At 54.8% G+C, this 19544-nt stretch carries 15 protein-coding genes, 4 tRNA genes and 1 rRNA gene; all 20 read left to right on the plus strand.

Annotation, left to right across the window (positions count from 1 at the left end):
* Positions 1-88 precede the first annotated feature (88 nt).
* The 20 genes from rrf (at position 89) to fusA (ending at position 19529) form a co-directional block, all read left to right on the plus strand.
* A 5S ribosomal RNA gene (rrf, locus tag ACYZUA_RS05395) occupies positions 89-204 on the plus strand.
* A 135-nt stretch (positions 205-339) separates the two neighbouring features.
* Positions 340-1299 carry a bifunctional biotin--[acetyl-CoA-carboxylase] ligase/biotin operon repressor BirA gene (gene birA / locus ACYZUA_RS05400; RefSeq protein ID WP_461962334.1) on the plus strand — a complete coding sequence of 320 codons (960 nt, stop codon included), beginning with the start codon at positions 340-342 and terminating at the stop codon, positions 1297-1299.
* Positions 1289-2038: a pantothenate kinase gene (locus tag ACYZUA_RS05405; protein WP_461962335.1), complete on the plus strand. Its 750-nt coding sequence runs from the start codon at positions 1289-1291 to the stop codon at positions 2036-2038. Before birA ends, ACYZUA_RS05405 begins: the two co-directional genes overlap by 11 nt.
* Positions 2039-2045: 7 nt before the next feature.
* The gene (locus ACYZUA_RS05410; RefSeq protein ID WP_461962336.1) at positions 2046-2486 is read left to right on the plus strand and encodes a hypothetical protein; all 441 of its coding nucleotides are present in this window, start codon (positions 2046-2048) and stop codon (positions 2484-2486) included.
* Between the two features lie 142 nt (positions 2487-2628).
* Positions 2629-2713: transfer RNA gene (locus ACYZUA_RS05415), tRNA-Tyr, on the plus strand.
* A 23-nt stretch (positions 2714-2736) separates the two neighbouring features.
* Positions 2737-2810: transfer RNA gene (locus ACYZUA_RS05420), tRNA-Gly, on the plus strand.
* Positions 2811-2836: 26 nt separating this feature from the next.
* A tRNA-Thr gene (locus ACYZUA_RS05425) sits at positions 2837-2912 on the plus strand.
* An 84-nt stretch (positions 2913-2996) separates the two neighbouring features.
* A complete protein-coding gene (gene tuf, locus ACYZUA_RS05430) occupies positions 2997-4190 on the plus strand; it encodes an elongation factor Tu (RefSeq protein WP_461963886.1) in 1194 nt (397 codons plus the stop codon).
* Between the two features lie 53 nt (positions 4191-4243).
* A tRNA-Trp gene (locus ACYZUA_RS05435) sits at positions 4244-4319 on the plus strand.
* Between the two features lie 45 nt (positions 4320-4364).
* Positions 4365-4733: a preprotein translocase subunit SecE gene (secE, locus tag ACYZUA_RS05440; RefSeq protein ID WP_008145488.1), complete on the plus strand. Its 369-nt coding sequence runs from the start codon at positions 4365-4367 to the stop codon at positions 4731-4733.
* A 9-nt stretch (positions 4734-4742) separates the two neighbouring features.
* Positions 4743-5276 (plus strand): transcription termination/antitermination protein NusG, encoded by a 534-nt coding sequence (gene nusG / locus ACYZUA_RS05445; protein WP_007896622.1) that lies wholly within the window; start codon positions 4743-4745, stop codon positions 5274-5276.
* A gap of 116 nt (positions 5277-5392) precedes the next feature.
* Positions 5393-5824 carry a 50S ribosomal protein L11 gene (rplK, locus tag ACYZUA_RS05450; protein ID WP_003210097.1) on the plus strand — a complete coding sequence of 144 codons (432 nt, stop codon included), beginning with the start codon at positions 5393-5395 and terminating at the stop codon, positions 5822-5824.
* Positions 5824-6519 (plus strand): 50S ribosomal protein L1, encoded by a 696-nt coding sequence (gene rplA / locus ACYZUA_RS05455; RefSeq protein ID WP_007896626.1) that lies wholly within the window; start codon positions 5824-5826, stop codon positions 6517-6519. The genes rplK and rplA overlap by 1 nt, the downstream gene beginning before the upstream one ends.
* A 198-nt stretch (positions 6520-6717) precedes the next feature.
* The gene (gene rplJ, locus ACYZUA_RS05460; protein ID WP_038981297.1) at positions 6718-7218 is read left to right on the plus strand and encodes a 50S ribosomal protein L10; all 501 of its coding nucleotides are present in this window, start codon (positions 6718-6720) and stop codon (positions 7216-7218) included.
* Positions 7219-7292: 74 nt separating this feature from the next.
* Complete coding sequence (rplL, locus tag ACYZUA_RS05465; RefSeq protein ID WP_461962337.1) at positions 7293-7658, plus strand: 50S ribosomal protein L7/L12; 366 nt, start codon at positions 7293-7295, stop codon at positions 7656-7658.
* A gap of 220 nt (positions 7659-7878) precedes the next feature.
* Entirely contained in the window at positions 7879-11952 is a 4074-nt protein-coding gene (gene rpoB / locus ACYZUA_RS05470) for a DNA-directed RNA polymerase subunit beta (RefSeq protein ID WP_461962338.1), read from the plus strand.
* A gap of 64 nt (positions 11953-12016) precedes the next feature.
* Complete coding sequence (gene rpoC, locus ACYZUA_RS05475; RefSeq protein WP_046047315.1) at positions 12017-16216, plus strand: DNA-directed RNA polymerase subunit beta'; 4200 nt, start codon at positions 12017-12019, stop codon at positions 16214-16216.
* A gap of 216 nt (positions 16217-16432) precedes the next feature.
* Positions 16433-16804, plus strand: coding sequence for a 30S ribosomal protein S12 (gene rpsL, locus ACYZUA_RS05480; protein WP_002555494.1), 372 nt, complete (start codon positions 16433-16435; stop codon positions 16802-16804).
* Between the two features lie 118 nt (positions 16805-16922).
* Entirely contained in the window at positions 16923-17393 is a 471-nt protein-coding gene (rpsG, locus tag ACYZUA_RS05485; protein ID WP_002555493.1) for a 30S ribosomal protein S7, read from the plus strand.
* A gap of 30 nt (positions 17394-17423) precedes the next feature.
* Complete coding sequence (fusA, locus tag ACYZUA_RS05490) at positions 17424-19529, plus strand: elongation factor G (protein ID WP_046047316.1); 2106 nt, start codon at positions 17424-17426, stop codon at positions 19527-19529.
* Positions 19530-19544: the final 15 nt, after the last annotated feature.

Below are 19544 nucleotides of genomic sequence, written 5' to 3' on the forward strand. Positions count from 1 at the left end.
AAAGTTCGAGAGATTCACAAAACACCCGCTGTCACATACCCGATTTGCTGAAGCGAGGCCGACTGGCCACGACTCGGTACCCGAATTTCTTGACGACCATAGAGCATTGGAACCACCTGATCCCATCCCGAACTCAGCAGTGAAACGATGCATCGCCGATGGTAGTGTGGGGTTTCCCCATGTGAGAGTAGGTCATCGTCAAGATTAAATTCCGAAACCCCTATCTGCGAATGCAGGTAGGGGTTTTGTTTTGCCCGCAGGAAAACTGCCCTGTAGGGTTTCTATGCAATGGCGCGGGGCATGGCTATCATGCGGGCCTCATTGTGAGGCGAGACTTGCATGCTGACATTGTTAAAGCTTCTTAAAGATGGCCGATTCCATTCGGGTCAGGCCTTGGGCGTCGCCTTGGGTGTCAGTCGTAGTGCCATTTGGAAGCAGCTTCAGCATTTAGAAGCTGAGCTGGGGTTATCCATTCATAAGGTGCGGGGTCGCGGCTATCAACTGGCTGCGCCATTGACGCTGCTTGATCCTGACGAGATAAGAGAGCAGGCGCCTTCTTGTGATTGGCCCATCCTGGTTTTCGATTCAATTGACTCCACTAATGCCGAGGCTTTGCGCGCCATAGAGCGGGGGCAGGCGGCACCCTTTCTGGTGCTTGCCGAACGGCAAACTGCAGGGCGCGGGAGGCGTGGACGTAAATGGGCGAGTCCATTCGCGGAAAACATCTATTACAGCCTCGTGTTGCGTATTGAAGGTGGGATGCGTCAGCTGGAAGGCTTGAGTCTTGTTGTTGGGCTTGCCGTCATGCAGGCCCTGCGTGAACTCGGTATTTCGGGGGCTGGATTGAAGTGGCCCAACGATGTTCTGGTTGGTCAGAAGAAGATCGCCGGGATATTGCTCGAGCTGGTGGGAGATCCTGCTGATGTGTGTCACGTTGTGCTGGGTGTGGGAATTAATGTGAACATGCAGATTACCGATGAGGTAGATCAGCAGTGGACGTCCATGCGGCTAGAGTCGGGTAAGGTGTTTGATCGAAATCACTTGGTCGGGGAGTTGGGCGCGATGCTCCAAGCGTATTTGTCTCGTCATCAAGTCGACGGATTTTCAGCTATCCAGGCAGAGTGGGAGCAAAATCATCTCTGGCAGGGGCGGGCCGTGTCGTTGATCGCAGGTGTTAACCATATAGATGGCGAAGTGCTGGGTATTGATAATCAGGGTGCTCTGCGCTTGAAGGTGGGTGGTGTGGAAAAAGTCTTTAGTGGTGGTGAGCTGAGTCTGAGGCTGCGTGATGATTCTTGAGCTCGACTGCGGAAACAGTTTTATCAAGTGGCGTGTGCTAGACGCGGATATTCGGCGGGTGGTTGGCGAGGGCGTCGTTGATTCGGATCTCGCATTGTTGGAGAGCTTGAAAACGCTCAAGGGGCTCGCTCTCAAGTTTTGTCGGTTGGTCAGCGTCAGGACCGCAGAAGAGACCAGTGCATTGATTTCTCTGCTGACAGGGGTTTTTGGTGTGTCGGTGGCATGTGCAGCGCCGTCCCGCGAAATGTCCGGGGTTCGTAATGGTTATGAGGAGTTTGAGCGGTTAGGGCTCGACCGTTGGCTGGCGATGCTTGGGGGGTTCCAGCTGGCTTCGGGTGCGTGCCTTGTGCTTGATTTTGGTACGGCTGTTACTGCGGACTTCATCTCTAGGGATGGAGAGCACCTCGGAGGATTTATATGCCCGGGAATGCCTTTGATGCGAAACCAATTGCGTACCCACACCCGTAGAATTCGTTATGGCGATCTAGCGGCTGAGCGCGCTCTGGAGAGTCTTGTTCCTGGTCGGACAACTGTCGAAGCGGTCGAGCGGGGATGTTCGTTGATGCTGAGAGGCTTCGTCCTGACACAGCTAGAGTTGGCGCGTAGCTATTGGGGGGATGATTTTGCTGTGTTCCTCACTGGGGGAGATGCAGACCTGGTTTCCGAGATCGTACCTGAGGCCAGGGTGGTTCCTGATCTGGTGTTTGTAGGTTTGGCTATGGCGTGTCCCTTGTCGTGAGGTTTTTATGCGTTGGTTGTTTTTGCTGCTGCTTGTTCTCAATGTGTTCTATTACATCTGGCACCAACAAGAGGCTCCTCTGCGTGCGAAGGATGTAACCCCTTTGAATTTGTATAGGGGTTCGCAGCAGGATATTCGCTTGTTGAGTGAAACGACTGACGCGGCTCGTGATAAAGGAAAGCCTACCAAGGCTGACGATGGATGCCTCTATCTTGGCGGTTTTTCTCGTCAGGAGGTGGCTCAGGCGGTTGAGCGGCGATTGAGTGGCATGGAAATCAAGTTTGAGTCCTTACTGAGGCCTCCCGCCGAGTCTGATGGTTACTGGGTGCGTGTGGCACCCGAAAGCCGGCGTTGGCTGGATGATTCGCAGCTGAAAAACCTTTCTAGAGAATTCAATGAGTTAAAACATAAAATAATGCCGTGCGAGGGGGTTGCACCCGCCGATTAGTTTGCATAGAATGGCGCCCGCTTCGCAGTGAAGACCTTTAATGGTTAACACCGCAAAGTGATGTCAACGCAGCTAACCTCAGGTTTTTAATGAGAAAATGCTTGACAGAAGGCTGGCATGATATAGAATGCCGGCTCGCTTAGGAGGGGTTCCCGAGCGGCCAAAGGGATCAGACTGTAAATCTGACGTCTACGACTTCGAAGGTTCGAATCCTTCCCCCTCCACCATTTTTAGCGAGAGCTGCAAGCTCGCGGGTATAGTTTAGTGGTAGAACCTCAGCCTTCCAAGCTGATGATGCGGGTTCGATTCCCGCTACCCGCTCCAAGTTTGCAGATCCTGCATAGTGTTACGCTCTTGTAGCTCAGTTGGTAGAGCACACCCTTGGTAAGGGTGAGGTCAGCGGTTCAAATCCGCTCAAGAGCTCCATATAACAAGGCAGATATGAAAATATCTGCCTTTGTTTTAATGGCTAGTTTGACCTGCTCAATTCTTCTCCTAGGGGTGATTTTGATGGCTAAGGAAAAGTTCGAACGTAATAAGCCGCACGTCAACGTTGGCACCATTGGTCACGTCGACCACGGTAAAACTACTCTGACTGCTGCTTTGACCCGCGTCTGCTCCGAAGTTTTCGGTTCGGCAAAGGTCGACTTCGACAAGATCGATAGCGCCCCTGAAGAAAAAGCTCGTGGTATCACCATCAACACCGCTCATGTTGAGTACGATTCGGCTGTGCGTCACTACGCACACGTTGACTGTCCAGGTCACGCCGACTACGTGAAAAACATGATTACCGGCGCGGCTCAGATGGATGGTGCGATTCTGGTTTGCTCGGCCGCTGATGGTCCGATGCCGCAAACCCGTGAGCACATCCTTCTGTCTCGCCAGGTTGGCGTTCCGTACATCGTTGTCTTCCTGAACAAGGCTGACATGGTTGATGATGCTGAGCTGCTGGAGCTGGTTGAGATGGAAGTGCGCGACCTGCTGAGCACTTATGATTTCCCAGGTGATGACACTCCGATCATCATTGGTTCGGCGCTGATGGCGCTGAATGGTCAAGACGAAAACGAGATGGGCACTACCGCCGTCAAGAAGTTGGTCGAGACACTGGATAGCTACATTCCGCAGCCTGAGCGTGCTATTGATAAGCCGTTCCTGATGCCGATCGAGGATGTTTTCTCGATCTCCGGTCGCGGTACTGTTGTGACTGGTCGTGTTGAGCGTGGCATTGTCCGCATTCAGGAAGAAGTCGAGATTGTTGGTCTTCGTGACACTGTCAAAACTACTTGCACTGGTGTTGAGATGTTCCGCAAGCTGCTCGACGAAGGTCGTGCTGGCGAGAACTGCGGCGTATTGCTGCGTGGTACCAAGCGTGATGATGTTGAGCGTGGCCAGGTTCTGGTCAAGCCGGGCACTGTCAAGCCGCATACCAAGTTCACCGCTGAAGTTTACGTTTTGAGCAAGGAAGAGGGTGGTCGTCATACGCCATTCTTCAAAGGCTACCGTCCACAGTTCTACTTCCGGACCACCGACGTGACCGGTAACTGCGAGCTGCCGGAAGGCGTTGAAATGGTGATGCCAGGTGATAACGTCCAAATGACGGTCACTTTGATCAAAACCATCGCAATGGAAGATGGTCTGCGTTTCGCCATTCGTGAAGGCGGTCGTACCGTCGGCGCTGGTGTCGTTGCTAAGGTTATCGAGTAAATTGTTGTAATGTCTTTTTCGGGCCGGCATAATGGTCGGCCTGATTTTGTTTTAGGTCAGTAGCTCAATTGGCAGAGCGACGGTCTCCAAAACCGTAGGTTGGGGGTTCGATTCCCTCCTGACCTGCCAGATTCACTTGGTGTGTCTGGCTTTCTTTTCACAGGATCTTCATAGATGACTCCTAAAGCTGAAGCTCAAGGCTCTCGCTTCGATCTGCTCAAGTGGCTAGTAGTAGTTGCTTTGGTGGTTGTTGGCGTTGTTGGCAATCAGTATTACTCTGCTTCGCCGATCCTGTACCGTGTACTTGCTTTGCTCGCCATTGCTGCTGTAGCTGCCTTTGTAGGCCTGCAGACGGTCAAGGGCAAGTCTTTCTTTGTACTGGTTAAGGAAGCTCGCACCGAGATTCGTAAAGTCGTATGGCCAACTCGCCAAGAAACCACGCAGACCACGTTGATTGTTGTGGCTGTTGTTCTGGTTATGGCGTTGCTGTTGTGGGGGCTTGATTCCCTGCTCGGCTGGCTTGTTTCCTTGATTGTCGGCTAAGGGTGTCCCGTGGCTAAGCGTTGGTACGTTGTGCATGCTTACTCCGGTTACGAGAAGCATGTCATGCGCTCGTTGGTAGAGCGCGTAAAGCTGGCTGGCATGGAAGATGGCTTCGGCGAAATTCTGGTTCCCACTGAAGAAGTGGTTGAAATGCGTAATGGCCAGAAACGCAAAAGCGAGCGCAAGTTCTTCCCAGGTTATGTGCTGGTTCAGATGGACATGAATGAGGGTACTTGGCACTTGGTCAAGGATACTCCTCGGGTGATGGGTTTTATCGGCGGTACTGCTGATAAGCCTGCACCTATCACAGATAAAGAGGCAGAAGCGATTCTGCGTCGCGTTGCTGATGGTAGCGACAAGCCGAAGCCGAAGACGTTGTTCGAGCCAGGTGAGTCGGTACGTGTCAATGACGGCCCGTTCGCCGACTTTACCGGCACGGTCGAAGAAGTTAATTACGAGAAGAGCCGGATCCAAGTGGCGGTGCTCATTTTCGGTCGCTCTACCCCGGTAGAGCTAGAGTTCAGCCAGGTCGAAAAAGTCTAGCTGAGCAAGCATCCCAACCCCGCAGCCTAGGCTGTGGGGTTTTGTCGTCACTGGGATAAACGCGCAAGTAACCGGGGAGCCTTTCGAGGCGTTCGAACCCGTAATTGGAGTGCCTCATGGCCAAGAAGATTACCGCTTACATCAAGCTGCAAGTGAAGGCCGCTCAGGCTAACCCAAGCCCACCTGTTGGTCCTGCTCTGGGTCAGCACGGCGTGAACATCATGGAGTTCTGCAAGGCTTTCAACGCCCGTACTCAGGGTATTGAACCAGGTCTGCCGACTCCAGTGATCATCACTGTCTACAGCGACCGTAGCTTCACTTTCGAAACCAAATCCACACCTGCTTCGGTTCTGCTGAAGAAAGCTGCTGGCCTGACTAGCGGTTCCGCTCGTCCGAACACAGTTAAGGTTGGCACCGTTACCCGTGCTCAGCTGGAAGAAATCGCGAAAACCAAAAACGCGGATCTGACTGCAGCTGATATGGACGCGGCCGTGCGTACTATCGCCGGTTCTGCTCGTAGCATGGGCCTTAACGTGGAGGGTGTGTAATGGCTAAGTTGACCAAGCGTCAAAAGGCTATCGCCGGCAAAATCGAAGCAGGCAAGTCCTACAACTTTGTAGACGCTGCTGCGCTGCTGGCTGAGCTGTCGACCGTCAAGTTCAGCGAGTCGTTCGACGTTGCTGTAAACCTGGGTGTTGACCCGCGTAAATCCGACCAGGTCGTTCGTAGCGCTACTGTGCTGCCACACGGCACTGGCAAGACCGTTCGCGTTGCTGTGTTCACCCAGGGTCCAGCTGCTGAGGCCGCTTTGGCTGCCGGCGCTGACCGTGTAGGTATGGACGATCTGGCTGCCGAAATGAAAGGCGGCGACCTGAACTATGACGTAGTTATCGCATCCCCGGATGCAATGCGCGTTGTTGGTCAGTTGGGTCAGATCCTGGGCCCACGTGGCCTGATGCCTAACCCTAAAGTCGGCACCGTAACGCCAGACGTAGCTACCGCGGTTAAGAACGCCAAGGCTGGTCAGGTTCGTTATCGCACCGACAAAAACGGCATCATCCACACCTCCGTTGGCAAGGTTGGCTTCGACGCCGTCAAGCTGAAGGAAAACGTTGAAGCCCTGATCGCTGATCTGAAGCGTATCAAACCAGCTTCCTCGAAAGGTATTTACGTCAAGCGCGTTACCCTGAGCACCACCATGGGTCCAGGTCTGGTCATCGACCAAGGCTCGCTCGACGCGTAAGACACAGGTTGGCGCAAGTGATTGCGCCAATTGAAAGATTGGGGTCCCTGCCTGGCGGGGGCTATCCAAGACCGTAGGCGACGCAAGTCTTAAACCACAAGCCTACGCAGATGGTGCTCCCGGTTCCTTACCGAATCAGACACCAAAACGACATCCGGCTCCGGTTGGATGAAACGGTAACAAGCAGGAGTTAAACCCGTGGCAATTAAACTCGAAGACAAGAAGGCCATCGTCGCTGAAGTCAACGAGGCTGCCAAAGTCGCTCTGTCCGCTGTCGTGGTTGATGCCCGTGGCGTAACAGTAGGCGCAATGACCGGACTCCGTAAAGAGGCTCGTGAAGCTGGCGTTTACGTACGTGTTGTACGTAACACCCTGCTCAAGCGCGCTGTTGCTGACACTGAATACAGTGTTCTCAACGACGTGTTCACCGGCCCGACCCTGATTGCATTCTCGAACGAACATCCGGGCGCTGCTGCCCGCATCTTCAAAGAGTTTGCCAAGGGTCAGGACAAGTTCGAGATCAAGGCAGCTGCGTTCGAGGGCAAGTTCCTCGCAGCTAATCAGATCGACGTACTGGCAACTCTGCCGACCCGTGACGAAGCAATTTCCCAGCTGATGAGCGTGATTCAAGGCGCTACCAGCAAATTGGCTCGTACTCTGGCGGCAATTCGCGACCAGAAAGAAGCTGCTGCAGCCTAAGGCTCGTCAACTTCTCGCGTTTTTTGTTTATTTCGATGGTCGCGTAGGCCGTCCCCCAATTCAGGAATTGAGTCATGTCTCTGACTAACGAACAAATCATCGAAGCAATCGGCCAGAAATCCGTAGTGGAAATCGTTGAGCTGATCAAATCGATGGAAGAAACCTTCGGTGTTACCGCTGCTGCTGCATCGGCTGGTCCAGCTGCTGCTGCCGCCGTTGTTGAAGAACAAACTGAATTCAACGTCATGCTGCTGGAAGCTGGCGAGAAGAAAGTTAACGTGATCAAGGCAGTACGTGAACTGACCGGTCTGGGCCTGAAAGAAGCCAAGGCTGTAGTTGACGGCGCTCCTGGCGTTGTTCTGGAAGCTGTTTCGAAAGACGCGGCTGACAAAGCAAAAGCCACTCTGGAAGAAGCAGGCGCTAAAGTCGAGCTGAAGTAAGCATCGACTTTGCGTCTCCAGCCCGAGCGTTAAGCGAAAGGCTGATGGCTGGTGGCTCTTGCCACCGGCCTTTTTCCGTTATTGGCAGCCGACTGGGTCGGTGCTGATAACGAGCTGTAACCACCCGATGCGGTGGCGCAAACCATGGGGTTTGCACGATTTTCTGGCTGCTCCCGTCGGGAGGGGCCAAACAAGCAGGTGACCAAGCTGGGGAACGCTGATGGCTTACTCATATACTGAGAAAAAACGTATCCGCAAGGACTTTAGCAAGTTGCCGGACGTCATGGATGTGCCGTACCTCCTGGCCATCCAGCTGGATTCGTATCGTGAATTCTTGCAAGCGGGAGCGACTAAAGATCAGTTCCGCGACGTGGGCCTGCATGCGGCCTTCAAATCCGTTTTCCCGATCATCAGCTACTCCGGCAATGCTGCGCTGGAGTACGTCGGTTATCGCCTGGGCGAACCGGCATTTGATGTCAAAGAATGCGTATTGCGCGGTGTAACTTACGCCGTACCTTTGCGGGTAAAAGTGCGCCTGATCATTTTCGACAAAGAATCGTCGAACAAAGCGATCAAGGACATCAAAGAGCAAGAAGTCTACATGGGTGAAATCCCCCTGATGACTGAGAACGGTACCTTTGTAATCAACGGTACCGAGCGTGTAATCGTTTCCCAGCTGCACCGTTCCCCGGGCGTGTTCTTCGACCACGACCGTGGCAAGACGCACAGCTCCGGCAAACTGTTGTACTCGGCGCGTATCATTCCTTACCGCGGTTCGTGGCTGGACTTCGAGTTCGACCCGAAAGACTGCGTATTCGTGCGTATCGACCGTCGTCGCAAGCTGCCTGCATCGGTACTGCTGCGCGCGCTCGGCTATACCACTGAAGAAGTGCTCGACGCGTTCTACACCACCAACGTCTTCCACCTGAGCGGCGAAACCCTCAGTCTGGAACTGATTGCTTCGCGTCTGCGTGGTGAAATCGCTGTTCTTGATATTCAGGACGAGAAGGGCAAGGTCATCGTTGAGGCTGGTCGCCGTATTACTGCGCGCCACATCAACCAGATCGAAAAAGCCGGTCTCAAGACCTTGGAAGTGCCTCTGGACTACGTCCTGGGCCGCACTACCGCCAAGGCCATCGTGCATCCGGCAACCGGCGAAATCCTGGCAGAGTGCAACACCGAGCTGAACACCGAGATCCTGGCAAAAATCGCCAAGGCCCAGGTTGTTCGCATCGAAACTCTGTACACCAACGATATCGACTGCGGTCCGTTCGTCTCCGACACTCTGAAGATCGACTCCACCAGCAACCAATTGGAAGCGCTGGTCGAGATCTATCGCATGATGCGTCCAGGCGAGCCGCCAACCAAAGACGCTGCCGAGACTCTGTTCAACAACCTGTTCTTCAGCCCTGAGCGCTATGACCTGTCTGCGGTCGGCCGGATGAAGTTCAACCGTCGTATCGGTCGTACCGAGATCGAAGGTTCGGGCGTGCTGTGCAAAGAAGACATCGTCGCGGTACTGAAGACTCTGGTCGACATCCGTAACGGTAAAGGCATCGTCGATGACATCGACCACTTGGGTAACCGTCGTGTTCGCTGCGTAGGCGAAATGGCTGAGAACCAGTTCCGCGTTGGCCTGGTACGTGTTGAGCGTGCGGTCAAAGAGCGTCTGTCGATGGCTGAAAGCGAAGGCCTGATGCCGCAAGACCTGATCAACGCCAAGCCAGTGGCTGCGGCGGTGAAAGAGTTCTTCGGTTCCAGCCAGCTTTCCCAGTTCATGGACCAGAACAACCCGCTGTCCGAGATCACCCACAAGCGTCGTGTTTCTGCACTCGGCCCTGGCGGTTTGACTCGTGAGCGTGCTGGCTTTGAAGTTCGTGACGTACACCCGACTCACTACGGTCGTGTATGTCCGATTGAAACGCCGGAAGGTCCGAACATCGGTCTGATCAACTCCCTGGCCGCTTATGCGCGCACCAACCAGTACGGCTTCCTTGAGAGCCCGTACCGTGTGGTGAAAGACGCTCTGGTCACCGACGAGATCGTTTTCCTGTCCGCCATCGAAGAAGCTGATCACGTGATCGCTCAGGCTTCGGCCACGATGAACGACAAGAAAATGCTGATCGACGAGCTGGTAGCTGTTCGTCACTTGAACGAGTTCACTGTCAAGGCGCCGGAAGACGTCACCTTGATGGACGTTTCTCCGAAGCAGGTAGTTTCGGTTGCAGCGTCGCTGATCCCGTTCCTCGAGCACGATGACGCCAACCGTGCGTTGATGGGTTCGAACATGCAGCGTCAAGCTGTACCAACCCTGCGCGCTGACAAGCCGCTGGTCGGTACTGGCATGGAGCGTAACGTAGCTCGTGACTCCGGCGTTTGCGTCGTGGCTCGTCGTGGTGGCGTTATCGATTCCGTCGACGCCAGCCGTATCGTGGTTCGTGTTGCTGATGATGAAGTTGAAACCGGTGAAGCTGGTGTCGACATCTACAACCTGACCAAATACACCCGCTCCAACCAGAACACCTGCATCAACCAGCGGCCGCTGGTGCGTAAAGGTGATCGGGTTCAGCGTAGCGACATCATGGCTGACGGCCCGTCCACCGACATGGGTGAACTGGCGCTGGGTCAGAACATGCGCATCGCGTTCATGGCCTGGAACGGTTACAACTTCGAAGACTCCATCTGCCTGTCGGAACGAGTTGTTCAAGAAGACCGCTTTACCACGATCCACATTCAGGAACTGACCTGTGTGGCACGTGACACCAAGCTTGGGCCAGAGGAAATCACTGCAGACATCCCGAACGTGGGTGAGGCTGCACTGAACAAACTGGACGAAGCCGGTATCGTTTACGTAGGTGCTGAAGTTGGCGCAGGCGACATCCTCGTTGGTAAGGTCACTCCGAAAGGCGAGACCCAGCTGACTCCGGAAGAAAAACTGCTGCGTGCCATCTTCGGTGAAAAAGCCAGCGACGTTAAAGACACCTCCCTGCGCGTGCCTACCGGCACCAAGGGTACTGTTATCGACGTACAGGTCTTCACCCGCGACGGCGTTGAGCGTGATGCTCGTGCACTGTCGATCGAGAAGACTCAACTCGACGAGATCCGCAAGGACCTGAACGAAGAGTTCCGTATCGTTGAAGGCGCCACTTTCGAACGTCTGCGTTCCGCTCTGGTCGGCCACAAAGCCGAAGGCGGCGCCGGTCTGAAGAAAGGTCAGGAAATCACCGACGAAATTCTCGACGGTCTTGAGCATGGTCAGTGGTTCAAACTGCGCATGGCTGAAGATGCTCTGAACGAGCAGCTCGAGAAGGCTCAGGCCTACATCGTTGATCGCCGCCGTCTGCTGGACGACAAGTTCGAAGACAAGAAGCGCAAACTGCAGCAGGGCGATGACCTGGCTCCAGGCGTGCTGAAAATCGTCAAGGTTTACCTGGCAATCCGTCGCCGCATCCAGCCGGGCGACAAGATGGCCGGTCGTCACGGTAACAAAGGTGTGGTCTCCGTGATCATGCCGGTTGAAGACATGCCGCACGATGCCAATGGCACCCCGGTCGACGTCGTCCTCAACCCGTTGGGCGTACCTTCGCGTATGAACGTTGGTCAGATCCTTGAAACCCACCTGGGCCTCGCGGCTAAAGGCTTGGGCGAGAAGATCAACCGGATGATCGAAGAACAGCGCAAAGTCGCCGAACTTCGTAAATTCCTCGACGAGATCTACAACCAGATCGGCGGTCGTAACGAAGATCTGGATAGCTTCTCCGACCAGGAAATCCTGGATCTGGCGAAGAACCTGCGTGGCGGCGTTCCAATGGCCACTCCAGTGTTCGACGGCGCCAAGGAAAGCGAAATCAAGGCCATGCTGAAACTGGCAGACCTGCCAGAAAGCGGCCAGATGCAGCTGACCGACGGCCGTACCGGCAACAAGTTCGAGCGCCCGGTTACTGTTGGCTACATGTACATGCTGAAGCTGAACCACTTGGTAGACGACAAGATGCACGCTCGTTCTACCGGTTCGTACAGCCTGGTTACCCAGCAGCCGCTGGGTGGTAAGGCGCAGTTCGGTGGTCAGCGTTTCGGAGAGATGGAGGTCTGGGCACTGGAAGCATACGGTGCCGCTTACACTCTGCAAGAAATGCTCACAGTGAAGTCGGACGATGTGAACGGCCGTACCAAGATGTACAAAAACATCGTGGATGGCGATCACCGTATGGAGCCGGGCATGCCCGAGTCTTTCAACGTGTTGATCAAGGAAATTCGTTCCCTCGGCATCGATATCGATCTGGAAACCGAATAACACGTGACGCGAATCGAGAGCGGGGCAGGATTGCCCGCTCTCTGCTCCGCCAGGAGGAAAGGCCTTGAAAGACCTACTGAATTTGCTGAAAAACCAGGGTCAAGTCGAAGAGTTCGACGCCATCCGTATTGGATTGGCATCGCCTGAGATGATCCGTTCGTGGTCGTTCGGTGAAGTTAAAAAGCCGGAAACCATCAACTACCGTACGTTCAAACCTGAGCGTGACGGCCTGTTCTGCGCCAAGATCTTTGGCCCGGTAAAGGATTACGAGTGCCTGTGCGGTAAGTACAAGCGCTTGAAGCACCGCGGTGTGATCTGCGAGAAGTGCGGCGTTGAAGTCGCGCTGGCCAAAGTTCGTCGTGAGCGCATGGCGCACATCGAACTGGCTTCCCCGGTTGCCCACATCTGGTTCCTGAAATCGCTGCCGTCGCGTATCGGCTTGCTGATGGACATGACCCTGCGTGATATCGAACGCGTTCTCTACTTCGAGAGCTATGTCGTTATCGATCCAGGCATGACCACCCTTGAAAAAGGTCAGCTGCTCAACGATGAGCAGTACTTCGAAGCGCTGGAAGAGTTCGGCGACGATTTCGATGCCCGCATGGGTGCCGAAGCTGTCCGTGAACTGCTGCACGCTATCGACCTGGAACACGAGATTGGCCGACTGCGTGAAGAAATTCCGCAAACCAACTCCGAAACCAAAATCAAGAAGCTGTCCAAGCGTCTGAAGTTGATGGAAGCCTTCCAGGGTTCCGGCAACCTTCCAGAATGGATGGTGCTGACCGTTCTGCCGGTTCTGCCGCCAGATCTGCGTCCACTGGTCCCGCTGGATGGCGGTCGCTTCGCGACTTCCGACCTCAACGATCTGTATCGTCGAGTGATCAACCGTAACAACCGCTTGAAGCGCCTGCTTGATCTGTCCGCTCCGGACATCATCGTGCGCAACGAAAAGCGTATGTTGCAGGAAGCTGTCGACGCACTGCTCGATAACGGTCGTCGTGGCCGCGCTATCACCGGTTCCAACAAGCGTCCTCTGAAATCCCTGGCTGACATGATCAAGGGTAAACAAGGTCGTTTCCGTCAGAACTTGCTCGGTAAGCGTGTTGACTACTCCGGTCGTTCGGTAATTACCGTAGGTCCGACCCTGCGTCTGCACCAGTGCGGTCTGCCGAAGAAGATGGCTCTCGAGCTGTTCAAACCGTTCATTTTCGGCAAGCTGGAAATGCGTGGTCTCGCGACCACCATCAAAGCCGCCAAGAAGATGGTTGAGCGCGAGCTGCCAGAGGTTTGGGACGTTCTGGCTGAAGTGATCCGTGAACACCCGGTTCTCCTCAACCGTGCACCGACCCTTCACCGTCTGGGTATCCAGGCGTTTGAACCGGTACTGATCGAAGGTAAGGCTATCCAGCTGCACCCTCTGGTCTGTGCTGCGTACAACGCCGACTTCGACGGCGACCAAATGGCCGTGCACGTACCGCTGACACTGGAAGCCCAGTTGGAAGCGCGTGCGTTGATGATGTCGACCAACAACATTCTGTCGCCAGCCAACGGTGAGCCAATCATCGTTCCGTCGCAGGACGTTGTATTGGGTCTGTACTACATGACTCGTGAAGCGATCAACGCCAAAGGCGAAGGTCGTGTGTTCGCGGATCTGCAAGAAGTTGACCGTGTGTTCCGTGCTGGCGAAGCCGCACTGCACGCTAAAGTCAAAGTGCGGATCAACGAAACTGTCAACGACCGTGATGGCGGCAGCGTGAGCGGCACTCGTATCGTCGACACCACTGTCGGCCGTGCGCTGTTGTTCCAGGTTGTTCCACCTGGCCTGTCGTACGACGTCGTCAACCAGCCGATGAAGAAAAAGGCGATCTCCAAACTGATCAACCAGTGCTACCGCGTGGTTGGTTTGAAAGAGACCGTGATCTTCGCTGACCAGTTGATGTACACCGGTTTTGCCTATTCGACCATTTCCGGCGTTTCCATCGGTGTTAACGACTTCGTTATCCCGGATGAAAAAGCCCGCATCATCAATGCTGCTACTGATGAAGTGAAAGAGATCGAAAGTCAGTACGCCTCCGGCCTGGTAACCCAGGGCGAGAAGTACAACAAAGTGATCGACCTTTGGTCCAAGGCGAACGACGAAGTTTCCAAGGCGATGATGGCCAACCTCTCGAAAGAGAAAGTCATCGACCGTCATGGCGTCGAAGTCGACCAGGAATCCTTCAACTCGATGTACATGATGGCCGACTCGGGCGCACGGGGTTCTGCTGCGCAGATCCGTCAGCTCGCCGGTATGCGTGGCCTGATGGCCAAGCCGGACGGTTCCATCATCGAAACGCCGATTACTGCGAACTTCCGTGAAGGTTTGAGCGTACTTCAGTACTTCATCTCCACTCACGGTGCTCGTAAAGGTTTGGCGGATACCGCGTTGAAAACCGCGAACTCCGGTTACCTGACTCGGCGTCTGGTAGACGTGGCGCAGGATCTGGTAGTAACCGAGATCGATTGCGGCACCGAGCATGGCCTGGTAATGACTCCGCACATTGAAGGCGGTGACGTTGTTGAGCCGCTGGGTGAGCGCGTATTGGGTCGTGTTATTGCCCGTGACGTGTTCAAGCCAGGTACCGAAGAAATCATCGTTCCTGCCGGCACACTGGTAGACGAGAAGTGGGTCGAGTTCATCGAGCTGAACAGCATCGACGAAGTGATCGTGCGTTCGCCGATCAGCTGCGAAACCCGCTACGGCATTTGCGCCAAGTGCTACGGCCGTGACTTGGCTCGTGGTCACCAGGTGAACATCGGTGAAGCGGTCGGCGTTATCGCTGCCCAGTCCATCGGTGAGCCGGGTACTCAGCTGACCATGCGTACGTTCCACATCGGTGGTGCGGCAAGCCGGACCTCCGCTGCGGACAGCGTCCAGGTGAAGAATGGCGGTACCGTTCGTCTGCACAATTTGAAGCACGTGGAGCGAGTGGATGGTTGCCTGGTTGCTGTGTCCCGTTCCGGTGAGCTGGCAATCGCTGATGATTTCGGTCGTGAGCGCGAGCGTTACAAGCTGCCGTACGGTGCTGTGATTTCGGTTAAAGAAGGTGACAAGGTCGACGCTGGCGCAATCGTGGCCAAGTGGGATCCGCACACTCACCCAATCGTTACCGAAATGAAAGGTACCGTGACCTACGTGGGCATGGAAGAAGGCATCACGATCAAGCGTCAGACTGACGAATTGACCGGTATGACCAACATTGAAGTACTCGACGCCAAAGACCGTCCAGCTGCCGGTAAAGATATCCGTCCTGCTGTGAAGATGGTTGATGACAACGGCAAGGATCTCTTGCTGCCGGGTACCGACGTAATTGCTCAGTACTTCCTGCCTGCTAACGCCCTGGTTGGTGTAGCGGATGGTGCGAAGATTGCGATCGGTGATGTTATCGCTCGTATCCCGCAAGAGACTTCGAAGACCCGTGACATCACCGGTGGTCTGCCACGTGTTGCCGACTTGTTCGAAGCGCGTCGTCCGAAAGAAGCCTCGATTCTGGCTGAAGTCAGCGGCACCATCGCGTTCGGTAAAGAGACCAAAGGCAAGCGCCGTCTGGTCATCACCCCGAACGACGGTACCGATCCGTACGAAGAGCTGATTCCTAAGTGGCGTCACCTGAACGTCTTCGAAGGCGAACAGGTAAACCGCGGCGAAGTTATCTCCGACGGCCCGAGCGATCCACACGACATCCTGCGTTTGCTGGGTGTGAGTGCGCTGGCCAAGTACATCGTGAACGAGATCCAGGACGTTTATCGTTTGCAAGGCGTGAAGATCAACGATAAGCACATCGAGACCATCCTGCGTCAGATGCTGCGTAAAGTTGAAATCGCTGAATCCGGCGACTCGACTTTCATCAAGGGCGACCAGATGGAGTTGACTCACGTTCTGGTAGAGAACGAGCGTTTGGCTGGCGACGAGAAATTCGTTTCCAAGTTCACTCGTGTGCTGCTGGGTATCACCAAGGCGTCGTTGTCCACCGAATCGTTCATCTCGGCGGCTTCCTTCCAGGAAACCACTCGCGTACTGACCGAAGCGGCGGTAACCGGCAAGCGCGATTACCTGCGCGGCCTAAAAGAAAACGTGGTCGTGGGTCGTCTGATCCCGGCGGGTACCGGTCTGGCTTATCACAGCGAGCGCAAGCGCCGCCGTGATGCTGACAAACCGTTGCGCGTAAGCGCCAGTGAAGTGGAAGCTGCACTGACCGAAGCGCTGAACTCGAGCGGTAACTGAGTTCTGCGGTAAATGAGCGTAAGGCCCTGGCCATTCCGTTCATCGAATCGAGACAATTTGTCGAGGTTGGATGCGCGGGGAGGTCGGGGCCTTGCCTTGACTGGGGGCAAGATCCTCTTTAGACTCTTGTACCCCTAAATTTGGCGGGAATTCGTTCCTGCCATTTTGCTTTTCTTGCAAGACAATAGCGTCGCAAGACAACAGTGGAGCTAGTAGATGGCAACTATCAACCAGCTGGTACGTCAGCCGCGTAAGCGTATCGTCGAGAAATCCGACGTGCCTGCGCTGCAGAACTGCCCGCAACGTCGTGGCGTATGCACCCGTGTGTATACCACCACGCCGAAAAAACCTAACTCGGCACTGCGTAAAGTATGCCGTGTGCGTCTGACCAACGGTTTCGAGGTTTCCTCGTACATCGGCGGTGAAGGCCACAACCTGCAAGAGCACAGCGTGGTACTGATCCGCGGCGGTCGTGTAAAAGACTTGCCAGGTGTTCGTTACCACACCGTACGCGGTTCTTTGGATACTTCCGGCGTTAAAGGTCGTAACCAGGGTCGTTCGAAGTACGGTACCAAGAAGCCTAAGTAGTAGTGGCTTTTTGTAAAAACTGATTTTCTATTTTTCTGAGTCGATAAGAGTAAGGTCGGAGGCGTCCCGAAAGGGCACCGATTCCGAGCGAACCTGAAGACCGTTTGAGGGCTTATCCATGCCAAGAAGACGCGTAGCAGCCAAGCGCGAAGTGCTTGACGATCCAAAATACGGCAGCCAGATCCTGGCCAAGTTCATGAACCACGTAATGGAAAGCGGCAAGAAAGCCGTTGCCGAGCGTATCGTTTATGGCGCGCTGGAAAAGGTTAAAGAACGCAAGAACAGCGATCCCCTGGAAATCTTCGAGAAAGCTCTCGACGCCATCGCTCCGCTGGTCGAAGTGAAGTCGCGCCGTGTAGGCGGTGCTACTTACCAGGTTCCGGTCGAAGTTCGTCCGTCCCGTCGTAACGCCTTGGCAATGCGCTGGTTGGTAGACTTCGCCCGTAAGCGCGGCGAGAAGTCTATGGCTCTGCGTTTGGCTGGCGAACTGTTGGACGCTGCCGAAGGCAAAGGTGCTGCAGTTAAGAAGCGTGAAGACGTGCACCGTATGGCTGAAGCCAACAAGGCTTTCTCGCACTACCGCTTCTAATTTTAGCGTCACTAATTTTGCGAGGGCTTTATGGCTCGTACTACACCGATTAACCGCTACCGTAACATTGGTATCGTTGCTCACGTGGATGCTGGTAAAACCACCACCACCGAGCGCGTCCTTTTTTACACTGGCAAAAGTCACAAAATGGGCGAGGTGCATGACGGCGCCGCGACCACAGACTGGATGGTGCAGGAGCAGGAGCGTGGTATTACCATTACTTCTGCTGCCATTACCGCCTTCTGGCAGGGTTCCGAGAAGCAGCATAAAGACCAATACCGCTTCAACGTTATTGATACCCCGGGCCACGTTGACTTCACTATTGAAGTTGAGCGTTCCCTGCGTGTACTCGATGGCGCGGTCGTTGTGTTCTGCGGCACCTCGGGCGTTGAGCCTCAGTCGGAAACCGTATGGCGTCAAGCCAACAAATACGGCGTTCCACGTCTTGTTTACGTAAACAAGATGGACCGTGCTGGTGCGAACTTCCTGCGCGTGATCGGTCAGATCAAGCAGCGTCTGGGTCACACTCCGGTGCCAATCCAATTGGCTATCGGTTCCGAAGACAACTTCCAGGGTCAGATCGATCTGATGGCTATGGAAGCTGTTTACTGGAATGACTCTGACAAAGGCATGGTTCCAGTTCGCAAGCCTATCCCTGCTGAACTGCAGGAATTGGCTGACGAATGGCGCGGCAACATGGTTGAAGCTGCGGCTGAAGCCAGCGAAGAGCTGATGAACAAGTACCTCGAGGGCGAAGAGCTCACCAACGAGGAAATCAAGGCCGCTCTGCGTCAGCGTACTATCGCTGGTGAGATCGTTCTGGCTGTTTGCGGTTCTTCCTTCAAGAACAAGGGTGTTCCCCTGGTTCTCGACGCCGTTATCGACTACCTGCCTGCTCCAAGCGACATTCCTGCCATCAAGGGTACTGACCCAGATGACGAAACCCAGGAAATGGAGCGTCACGCAGACGACAGCGAGCCGTTCTCGGCTCTGGCGTTCAAGATCGCTACCGACCCATTCGTGGGTACCTTGACCTTTGTTCGAGTTTACTCGGGCGTGTTGGCCTCCGGCGACGGCGTGATCAACTCGGTTAAAGGCAAGAAAGAGCGCGTGGGTCGTATGGTGCAAATGCACGCAAACGCCCGTGAAGAAATCAAGGAAGTACGCGCTGGTGACATCGCGGCCTTGATCGGCATGAAGGACGTCACCACTGGTGAAACTTTGTGCAACGCTGACAAGCCAATCATCCTGGTTCGCATGGACTTCCCGGAGCCGGTTATTTCGGTTGCCGTAGAGCCTAAGACCAAGGACGACCAGGAAAAAATGGGTATCGCTCTGGGCAAGCTTGCTCAGGAAGACCCGTCTTTCCGCGTCAAGACTGATGAAGAGACTGGTCAAACGATCATCTCCGGCATGGGCGAGTTGCACCTGGACATCCTGGTTGACCGGATGCGCCGTGAGTTCAACGTCGAAGCCAACATCGGTAAGCCTCAAGTTTCGTACCGTGAGCGCATCACGAAGAGCTGCGAAATTGAAGGCAAGTTCGTTCGCCAATCCGGCGGCCGTGGCCAGTTCGGTCACTGCTGGATTCGTTTTGCTCCTGCTGACGAAGGTCAGGAAGGTCTGCAATTCCTGAACGAAGTAGTGGGTGGTGTGGTTCCTAAGGAATACATCCCGGCTATCCAGAAGGGTATCGAAGAGCAGATGAAGAACGGCGTTGTTGCCGGCTATCCGCTGATCGGCCTGAAGGCTACCGTGTTTGATGGTTCCTACCACGACGTCGACTCCAACGAGATGGCGTTTAAGGTGGCTGCTTCCATGGCGACCAAGCAACTGGCCCAGAAGGGCGGTGGTGAGTTGCTTGAGCCGATCATGGCAGTAGAGGTTGTTACGCCTGAAGACTATATGGGTGACGTGATGGGCGACCTTAACCGTCGCCGCGGCATGATCCTGGGTATGGAAGACACGGTCTCCGGCAAAGTGATTCGCGCCGAAGTTCCGCTGGGTGAGATGTTCGGTTACGCAACCGACGTCCGTTCCATGTCCCAAGGTCGCGCAAGCTACTCTATGGAATTCAAAAAATACAATACGGCTCCGTCGCACATCGTCGAAACCGTTACCAAAAAACAAGGCTGATTCAGCCCCTTTAGG

Source organism: Pseudomonas sp. LS2P72, assembly GCF_054897865.1.